The sequence below is a fragment of the Spiroplasma sp. Moj genome (genome assembly GCF_016082285.1).
In the GTDB taxonomy this organism is placed as follows: domain Bacteria; phylum Bacillota_I; class Bacilli_A; order Mycoplasmatales; family Mycoplasmataceae; genus Spiroplasma; species Spiroplasma phoeniceum.
The window spans coordinates 1-10361 of record NZ_MQTY02000029.1 but is presented as its reverse complement, the minus strand read 5'-3'; the positions used below and the strand labels follow the sequence as shown (position 1 = coordinate 10361).

8 protein-coding genes are annotated in these 10361 nt (G+C 29.8%); all 8 read left to right on the top strand.

The window, feature by feature from the left end; translation table 4 throughout:
• Positions 1-228: 228 nt before the first annotated feature.
• The 8 genes from BST80_RS02280 to BST80_RS02245 all read left to right on the top strand — a co-directional run bounded on the left by BST80_RS02280 (position 229) and on the right by BST80_RS02245 (position 10129).
• Positions 229-1896 carry a ribonuclease J gene (locus BST80_RS02280; protein ID WP_415745777.1) on the top strand — a complete coding sequence of 556 codons (1668 nt, stop codon included), beginning with the start codon at positions 229-231 and terminating at the stop codon, positions 1894-1896.
• 102 nt (positions 1897-1998) lie between these two features.
• The gene (locus BST80_RS02275; RefSeq protein WP_415745776.1) at positions 1999-4995 is read left to right on the top strand and encodes a DNA translocase FtsK; all 2997 of its coding nucleotides are present in this window, start codon (positions 1999-2001) and stop codon (positions 4993-4995) included.
• A 159-nt stretch (positions 4996-5154) separates the two neighbouring features.
• Positions 5155-6021 carry an energy-coupling factor transporter ATPase gene (locus BST80_RS02270; protein ID WP_415745775.1) on the top strand — a complete coding sequence of 289 codons (867 nt, stop codon included), beginning with the start codon at positions 5155-5157 and terminating at the stop codon, positions 6019-6021.
• A complete protein-coding gene (locus BST80_RS02265; protein ID WP_415745774.1) occupies positions 6009-6926 on the top strand; it encodes an energy-coupling factor transporter ATPase in 918 nt (305 codons plus the stop codon). The genes BST80_RS02270 and BST80_RS02265 overlap by 13 nt, the downstream gene beginning before the upstream one ends.
• A 5-nt stretch (positions 6927-6931) precedes the next feature.
• Positions 6932-7903 carry an energy-coupling factor transporter transmembrane component T family protein gene (locus BST80_RS02260; RefSeq protein WP_415745773.1) on the top strand — a complete coding sequence of 324 codons (972 nt, stop codon included), beginning with the start codon at positions 6932-6934 and terminating at the stop codon, positions 7901-7903.
• Complete coding sequence (gene truA / locus BST80_RS02255) at positions 7903-8643, top strand: tRNA pseudouridine(38-40) synthase TruA (protein ID WP_415745772.1); 741 nt, start codon at positions 7903-7905, stop codon at positions 8641-8643. The genes BST80_RS02260 and truA overlap by 1 nt, the downstream gene beginning before the upstream one ends.
• A gap of 126 nt (positions 8644-8769) precedes the next feature.
• The gene (locus BST80_RS02250; protein ID WP_415745771.1) at positions 8770-9885 is read left to right on the top strand and encodes a hypothetical protein; all 1116 of its coding nucleotides are present in this window, start codon (positions 8770-8772) and stop codon (positions 9883-9885) included.
• Between the two features lie 97 nt (positions 9886-9982).
• The gene (locus BST80_RS02245) at positions 9983-10129 is read left to right on the top strand and encodes a hypothetical protein (RefSeq protein WP_415745770.1); all 147 of its coding nucleotides are present in this window, start codon (positions 9983-9985) and stop codon (positions 10127-10129) included.
• Positions 10130-10361: the final 232 nt, after the last annotated feature.

Here is a 10361-nt window from a genome sequence, read left to right as displayed (position 1 = left end):
TTTAACACCAACTGAAGCTGTGTTAAAATTTTTAAAAGACTAACTGGTCTAAAATGTATATGGTACCTCACAAATATGATATTTTTCCGATTATTTGGATATTTTTTTAATAGTAATGTATAATAATTAAGATTGCATTTATTTAGAGAGATTACATTTGTATTAAGGGGAAAAATGTAAATAAGTATTAATTAATGAACAGCGAATAGAAAGTAGACGATTTTAATTATGGCAAAAATTAATTTTTTCGCTCTTGGTGGATTAGACGAGCGAGGTAAAAATTTATACTGCATTGAGGTAGAACAAGATATTTTTATTTTTGATGCGGGAACAAAAAATCCGGAACGTGGAATTTTAGGAATTGATGTAGTAATTCCTAATTTTGATTATCTAAAAGAAAACCGTACTCGAATTAAAGGTGTTTTTATTACAAAACCTTCGGATGAATGTTCTGAAGCACTTACTTATATTTTAAAAGAATTGGCACTCCCAGTTTATGGAAGTGATTTAACTTGTAATATTTTAAAATTCCATTTACAACGTTTTAAAGTTCGTGGGAAAGAAGAATGTTTTCATGTTATCAATGCAAAAGATATTCTTGATTTTGGTTTATGCAAGGTTGAAGTATTTTCAACAACAACAAATATGCCAAATAGTTTTGGTTTTGCATTACATACACCTGATGGCACAATTATTTATACTGGAGATTATATTTTTGATGCTAAAGCAGACCCTAATTTTGCAACAGATTTACAACATTTAAATCAAATTATTGCTAAAAATAAGGTATTGTTATTTTTATCAGAAGCCTCATCAGCTTCACGCCGTGATTATACAGCACCAAACCATAAGATTAAAAATTATATTGAACGAGCTGTTAAAGAAACAGAAGATCGTATTATTTTAGCTTGTTTTGATCAAGATTTACATAAAATTAGTGAGTTATTTGATTTAGTTCGTGAAAATAATATTTCAGTTGGAATTTATGGTCAAACTTTATTAGAGTCATTAAAAGTGTTATCGGATAGTAAAAAACTAAATTTCAATGGAATTAATTTAAAAGGATTACAAGAAGCAGTTAAAGAAGAAAAATCATTAATTATTGTAACTGGTAGTGGAGAACGTTTATATAGTCGTTTGATTAAAATTGCTTCTGGTAATGATGATATTCTAGATATTAAAGAAAGTGATACAATTATTTTAGCAACACCGCCAAATCCAGGAAGTGAATTAAATCATGCCAATGTTTTAGATGAATTAGCACGAACTGTCGCAAAAACAATTGCTTTATCGGATAAAAAAGTTTGAACAATGACAGCAAGTTATGAAGATGTTAAATTAATGAGTTCAATTATTAATCCAAAATATTTTGTGCCAGTGAAAGGTTTATATAAAGATTTTGTGCAAGCAAAAATGGCAGCAATTGAAGCTGGGATTAATCCAGAACATATTTTTATTGTTGATAATGGCAAAGGTCTTGAATTTATTGATGGTGAATATACGAAAAAAAGCAATAAGGTAAAAACCGCTGATTTATATGTTGATGGGATTGGCGTTGGTGACATTGGAGCAGTTGTTTTAAATGAACGAAAGCAATTAGCTACTGATGGAGTTGTTATTATAGGAGTTTCAATTGATAGTAAAACAAAGGAATTGGTTTCTTTAATTGACACGCAAATGCGAGGAGTAATTTATATTCAAGAAAATAATGATATTTTCCGTAAAATGCAAAAAGTTATTATTGAAATTATTGAGAAACATTATAAAAAAGCTGTTGTTGGTGAAATGTATGATGTCAATGAAGTAAAAAATGAAATTAGATCGACAATTAGTTCATTTGTTAAAACAGAAACAGGAAAAACACCAATTATTTTAGCAATTGTGAATGAAATTTAATTTTATGATATATTTATAGTAGATAAATATTTGAAGTTTTTAAAATGTATGGTCATATTTAAAGTAATTTTTAAATATTTAGAATTTTAGGAGGGCTGCACTATGGAAAAGAAATCTTATGATGATCAGAATGAGAAAACTGCAATCTTAAAAGTCGAAAAAAAGCAGCGTCGTAATGATTCCATCGGGTGAGTAATTGGAGCATTATTAGTGACGTTTTTTACTATTCTTGCCATAGGGCGAATTACTTTAATTGGGCAATTTATTGATGATGTTTTATTTACATTTGCATTTGGCTGGTTTAAGTATTTAATGTATTTTGTATGCTTAGTGCTAGGTTTGACAATTTTTATTGGAGTACGGATTCGATTAAAATCACGGGTAATTTGAATGGTGGTAACCTTTATCATTTTGTCCTGCTGATTGGTAAGTAGCATTTTGTTAATTTATCAATATGCTAACGAGCAAATGGCGTATTTTGATAAAACTGTTTTTTTAGATGTTGTTAAGAATTATTTGCAACGTTGACAAGATGCATCAATTTTTAATCCTAATCCAAACCATCCGATAACATTTGTTGGTTTTAATGGTGCTTGAATTACTTTATATGCTGGAGGGGGTATGATTGGCAATCTTTTAGCTGGGATTGCTAGTTATACTACCATTTTTGGTTCATTAATTTTGTGTTTATCAGTTTTTTTATTATGAGGAAGTTGAGTCGCAACCGGAACAGCAATTGGGATGTTTTTACCAAAAAATGAACTTCAGCAACAAGGTGTACGTGTATTACGTTTATCAGCAAATCGACGTCAAAAGCAAAATATTTACCAAAATTTTAATATTCCTGATGAGGAATTATTTTCAGTTAGGCAAGTTATGCATACAACAGAAGCATCAGATATTACAATTCAAATGCCATCATATACAGCCTTACATGACCAACATTTAATTGATGATTTAATTGCGGATGATTTTGTTGGTAAGAAAAAAATGAAACAAAATTATGTTTGTTTTGATAATCAAACTAGTTCTACACCAGAATTACGAAAAGAACATTTCAATGCAAAAGAACCTTTTAATGATTATCATTCAGGGCCTTCACAGTCACCACATTCTTCGCAATTGCCGCACCGTTCACGAATGCAATTAACACCGGATCAATATATTCAACCACGTAATCGCCGTAGTAATAATACGCTTAATAAAAAACTTGATGATTTACCAGTGTATGGTTCTTCTTATGGAAAAGATATTAATATTGATGTTGCACGCGATAAGTTGAATTCAGCAACTGATATCACGCCTTTTGAAAAAATTAATCGAGGTAGTAATTCAACAACTTTAAAGCAAACATCATTTTATGATGAACAATTACCAACAGAAGAATTTAATCCAACGCCATCAGAGCAATTTGAAACAGTTGATATTAATAATGAAGGAATTTATCATCGACAAAGTAATTCAGAATATCATCATCCATTAGAACCATATCAAGATGAATATTATTCGAATTATGAGCCACCATTAATGGATCAACAACATTTTGACATGCCGTATCAACCACCCCACCGTGTTATGAAACCCAAGTCAATTGAGATTAATAAAAAAAATAGTCAAACTATTTCGCGCCGAAATACTTTTAATAATCCACATTACAAATTACCAAATTTAGGTTTATTAAGTCCAAAGGAAGATAACCGTCGTAATAATGAACGAAATAAACTTGCTGGGCAAAAGAAAGCAGTGAAAATTAATCAAGTTTTTCAACAATTTAATATTGCTGCTAGTGTCCAAGGAATTAATATTGGCCCAACTATTACAAAATTTGAAGTTCAAATGCAACCAGGAGTGAAAGTTAACAAAATTATGCATTTAGAAAATGATCTAAAATATGCTTTAGCGACTCAAAATGTTCGAATTGAAGCCCCAATTCAGGGAAAGTCAGCGGTTGGAATTGAAATTGCTAATGAAATTAGTAATAAAGTAACATTACGTGAAATTATGGAATGGTTACGGTTACCATTAGAAAAACAAGATCATAAATTATTAGTTGGCATTGGTCGTAGTGTGAACGGAGAAATTATTTTTGTTGAATTAGATAAAATGCCACATTTATTAGTTGCTGGTTCAACAGGTAGTGGAAAATCTGTTTGTATTAACACCATTTTATCATCGCTAATATTACGAACAAAACCATCGGAAGTTAAATTATTATTAATTGACCCAAAACAGGTTGAATTAGTTGTTTATAATAATTTACCCCATTTATTAGCGCCAGTTATTACAGATACTAAATTAGCAAATTCTGCCTTAAAAAAAATAATTGCTGAAATGGAACGTCGTTATAGTATGCTATCAGAACGTGGAGTCCGCAATATTGAATCGTTTAATAAAAAAGTTACAGCAAAAGATCGCTTACCTTATATTGTTGTTATAATTGATGAATTAGCTGACTTAATGATGACAGCTGGAAAAGATATTGAAGATTCAATTATGAGAATTACGCAATTAGCTCGTGCCGCTGGAATTCATATGGTGATTGCAACACAACGACCTTCAACAGATATTATTACCGGGGTAATTAAAACAAATATTCCATCGCGAATTTCCTTTTCAGTTACTTCAGTAATTGACTCTCGTACAATTTTAGACCAAGGTGGGGCTGAAAAACTAATTGGGTATGGTGATATGTTATATGCGTCTGCCGGGCAAAATATTCCAACCCGTGCGCAAGGAGCATTTATTTCTGATGATGAAATTCAACGATTAGTTGAATTTTGCCGTGCTCAACAAGAACCTGATTATGATGAAGAGTTTTTAAATATTGAAATAAATAGTGAAACAGGAAGTAGCAATGAAAAAGATAATATTGATTCATTGTATCAAGAAGTTAAACGTTTTGTGATTTTAAATCAAAAAGCTTCGACATCTTTAATTCAACGAAAATTCTCAATTGGATATAATCGTGCTAGTCGTTTAATTGATGATTTAGAAGAAAATGGGATTATTGGTCCACAAAATGGAGCAAAACCACGGGATGTCTATGTTCAAAATATTGACTTAGATGATAATCCTTTTAATGATGGCGGTTATTGATAGAGCGCAGATAATTTACAAAAAAGTAATGATTTATTGTTTATTTATAATTTTTATATATAATTAATGGTATAATTGGAAAGATAAAATTTCAATTAATATTTTTAAATATTGAGTATATAATTAAAATATTATGTAAAAAAACATTAAGGATGAGAAGAAATGGCAAAAAAAACAAAAAAAATAAATGCAAAGTTAGAGAAACTAAATGATATTTCATTAAAATTAACTGATGTTGAATTTCGCTATCGGGAAAATCATCCTAATGCTGTTGATGGAGTTAGTTTTGAAATTAACCATGGGGAATATGTTACAATCATTGGTCATAATGGTAGTGGAAAATCAACAATTAGTAAAATTATTATTGGTGTTTTACGCCCACAAAAAGGGAAAATTGAAGCTTTTGGTAATGAAGTTCATTCATCAACAATTACAGGAATTCGAAAATTTTTAGGAATTGTGTTCCAAAATCCAGATAATCAATTTATTGGCTCAACAGTTCGTGATGATATTGCATTTGGACTTGAAAATCGCCAAATTCCGCAAAAAGAAATGCAAGCAATTATTGATAAAGCTGCGGCAAAAGTTGGTATGAATAATTTTCTTGACCATGAACCACTAATGTTATCAGGAGGGCAAAAACAACGGGTTGCAATTGCTTCAGCACTAGCATTATCACCAGATATTATCATTTTTGATGAAGCCACAAGTATGTTAGATCCAAAAGGACGAAAAGAAATTAAACAAATTATGGTGGATTTAAAAGAATCACGCGAAAAAACAATTATTTCAATTACGCATGATATGGATGAAATTTTAAATGCTGATAAAGTGATTGTTATGAATAAAGGTCAAATGGTTAAATGTGGAAAACCACATGAAGTTTTGTATGATGAAGAGTTTTTGAAATCAATTCATTTAGATGTTCCTTTTGTTTCAAAAGTCGTTGATAGTTTACGCTTAAATGGTTTAAAAGTGAAAAATACACTAGATCTTAGAGAGTTGGTGGATGAGATATGTCAAAAGTAAAAAAACAACCTAAAATTGAAGCATTACAAAATGTTGATATTACATTCACAAATGTGTCTTATGTTTATGCTCCTAAAACACCTTATGAATATACTTCCTTGCAAGATATTAATGTTGTTATTAAACCTGGGAAAATTACTGCTATTATTGGATCAACAGGAAGCGGCAAATCAACCTTAATTCAACATATCAATGGTTTATTAATTCCAACGACAGGAGTGGTTGATGCAAATGGTTTTATTATTAAAGCAAAACAAAAACGCATTAAAAATATTAAACAATTACGAAAATCAATTGGCTTAGTGTTCCAGTTTCCAGAATATCAATTATTTGAAGAAACAATTGAAAAAGATATTATGTTTGGTCCAGTTCACTTAGGCGAAACTAAAGAAGTTGCTCGAGAAAATGCCAAAAAATATCTAGAAATGGTTGGTTTACCATTAAATTATTTAGAGCGTTCACCATTTGATTTATCAGGAGGGCAAAAACGCCGGGTTGCGATTGCGGGAATTTTAGCGATGGAGGGTAATACTCTAATTTTAGATGAACCAACCGCTGGATTAGATCCTGAAGGTGAAGAGGATTTTATTAAATTATTTCAACGGATTAATAAGGAACAAAATAAACGGATTATTTTAGTAACGCATAATATGGACCATGTTTTAGAAATTGCTGATGAAGTTATTGCTTTAAAAGAAGGCCGAGTTTTAAAAGTTGGATCACCATTTGAAATTTTTAAGGATAAAAATTTATTACAAGAATTATTAATTGAACCACCAAAAATTTATCATTTGATTTATCAATTGCAAGAAAAAGGTCTTGATTTAACAAATGTTAATATTCGTAATATTGACCAATTAGCAAAAAAAATTATTGAATATAAAGAACAAAAAAGAAAGGGATAAAAGAGATGCGCTTATCATTTGGACGTTATATTGCTTATAATTCCCCAATTCATCGAATGGATCCACGGGTAAAATTATTTATGTTGTTATTATTAATGATATCAATCTTTTTTTCAACTGGTTTTACTGGTTATGCCATTTTAGGAATAACAATTTTTAGTTTGTTCTTTTTAGCCAAATTACCGCCAAGGTTATTACGAGCATTACTAAAACCAATCTTATTTATGTTTATTATTTTGTTGTTAATTAATTGCTTTTTAGTTACGGATGGTTATATTGGATGACATTGAGGTGGAAAAGCAACAGCAACAGGCCCTGTTGCTGCGGGAGGAAAAAGTTGATTTGCTTTTTCTGAAAAAGCTATTTTTAATGCCCTTTATATGGCATGCCGGATTTATTTAATGATTTTAATTACAACAATTTTAACGGCAACAACGCGGCCATTAGATTTAACTTTAGCGTTAGAAGATTTATTAAGTCCATTAAAACTAGTGCGCTTTCCAGTTCATATTTTATCAACAATTATTTCAATTGCCTTACGAATGATTCCAACTTTAATTGAAGAAGCGGGACGGATTATGAAAGCGCAAGCCTCACGTGGGGTTGATTTTAAAAATGGTCATTTTAAAGATAAAATTAAGTCAACAACAGCGTTAATTATTCCATTATTAGTATCAGTATTTCAAAAAGCTGAAGATTTAGCATATGCAATGGATGCTCGTGGTTATGACCCCCATGCCAAACGAACACGTTATCGTCATTATCGAATTCATTTTCCTGATGTGTTATTATTTATTTTTGGAGTTGGAATTGCTAGCATTATTATTGCTCAATCAGTAACAATGGGGCAATATGAAACTTTTTATCAAGTTTGACATTGAGATAACAATTCTAATGGATGAATATTTGGTAAAATTAAAACAGGATTTTTACAAATTCGGATTCCACATACTGATGAATTTGTTTTAGGATGATAATGTTATATTTATTATTAAGTATTGAATATGATGGTTATGATTATAGTGGCTGAGTTAAACAAAAAAATGCTCGAACAATTCAAGGTGAATTGGAAAAAGCATTTTTTGGTATTTGTCATCAAAAAATTTGAACTTTAGGAGCTAGTAAAACGGATGCTGGTGTGCACGCTTGTGATCAAAAGGTATTAGTAAAACTAACATTCCAACCACGACATTTAGCTTTTTTTATTAAAACCGTTAGTCAAACTTTACCACCAAATATTAATATTAAAAGATATCAGTTTGTAGCTGAAAATTTTAGTGTTCGAACTGCAAAAGTAAAAGAATATGTTTATACAATTAATGATCAAGAGTATGATCTTTTTAACCACCGTTATGAACTTAAAGTTAGTGCACCATTAAATGTTAAAAAGTTACATCAAATTAGTCAAATTTTTGTTGGAACACACGATTTTGCTTATTTTGCAGGGGTTAAACCAACCGAGGATATTGCAACAGTACGGACAATTAACAAAATTTGGGTTAAACGAAACAAAGAAAAAAAAATTGAAATTCATTTTAGGGGGAAAAGTTTTATTCGTTATCAAATTCGCATGTTGACACAAAATATTTTAGTTTGTTATGCTGGCAAAGTTAGTTTAACTGAACTACAAGCACAATTAAACTGTCCGCCTAAAGGAGCAACAACAAAATATTGTGCAAAACCATATGGTTTATGTTTGAAAAAAATTAAATATTAAAATAATTTTAATTAGTATGCTTTTCTTTAAAAAATAAATATGATACTATATATTATTTTACTTTTTTATGGTACAATTTATAGTAACAAGAATGGATAGAAAATAGGGCAAAATGAGGTGCAAAAAATGAATAATGGTTTTTATATTTTACCAAATGAAGAAGGATATTTAGTAAAGTCACATGATACTAATAGTGAAATTGCGCTATTTAGAAGTCGTCGTGATGCAGAAGTGTTTATTAGCACTTTAACATTATCACCAACCCCTGCCTTTTCAAATAATTATTCATCAGGAACTTCAATTCCCCAATATTCATCGCAACCTCAGCAAATTATTACGCCATATCCGACCAATGGTGCTTCACCACAAGTATTTTTTATTCAACAACCAGCTCCAGCGCAACAAGTAGCCCCACCGCCATATCCATTTTATCCGATGATGCCACCAACTTCGCAAATGGGAGGAATGTGTCATAATATGTATCCAAATTATTATGGGCAACAAAATAATCCTTATGGACCATGAGGTTGTACTTGTGGGCATAATAACTCAGATTATAATGAACATTTTGAAAGAAATCCGCACATTAAAAATAATGAAGGTTTAAAACCAGGTTGAAATAATGCCAGTAATGATTTGGATATAAAAAAAAATAATCAATTAAAAGATGATACAGTTCCTTGAACACAGAAAAATGATGAATATTCAAATAATCGGTATGAAGAACAACTAGTTCAATCGCCGGTTGAAGAATATAATCCTCAAACAGTTATTAATCAAGACCAAAATAATCCGGTTGCAACTGATGAAATATTAGGACAACAATATAATGATGTTCCAGTTACTAATCCAGAGCCTATAATAACTCCAAATGTTTATTCAGAGGAAGTGCAACAACAAGGAAATTATTCCCAACCAACCAACAATCAATCATACTATGAACAAGCTTTTGTTTCTAATCCGGTTTTTCTTAATCAACAATCAGAACAAACAAAACAATATGAGCAACCAAAACAAGTGGCAAAACCAATTAATGTAGCTAATGATGATGAATTCTTTAATTTTGCTAATGAACAAGAATTTAATAACAATTCCAAAATTTCAAAAAAAGAAACAAAACGTTTAATGAAAGAAGAATTAAAAGCAGCTAGAATGCAAACAAAATTAGAAAAACAGAATCGTAAAAAAGCAAAACGTAAAGGGGCACTTGATATTGAAGAATTAGACCCAATTGTAGAATAAAAAGCAAATTAATTTTGCTTTTTATTTTTTTAAAATATTTTAAATTTTGTGAGGTACCATATACATTTTAGACCACTGATTTAGTCTTTAAATTAGAATGGAGATTAAAATGAAAAAGTATATGGTAACAAGCATTCCAACTGAAAATGAATTATATTCATTACAACGAAAAATAAAAAAATGATATTTACAACAAAAACTTACAAAAGAAATAAATTATATTTATCAAAATGTCATTAATTAGACTTCTTGCATAACCTATTAAAATAATTGTAAATATTTTTAAAAAGATACTAATAGCAAATTATAATTTTAATTAATTATGTCTTTTATTTAAAAATTTAATATTTTCCTACAACGAAAAATGACTTTTTTATTTAAATTATTTAATTTTAAATACATGTGAAAACCGTATACATTTTAGACCACTGATTTAGTCTTTAAATTAGAATGGAGATTAAAATGAAAAAGTATAT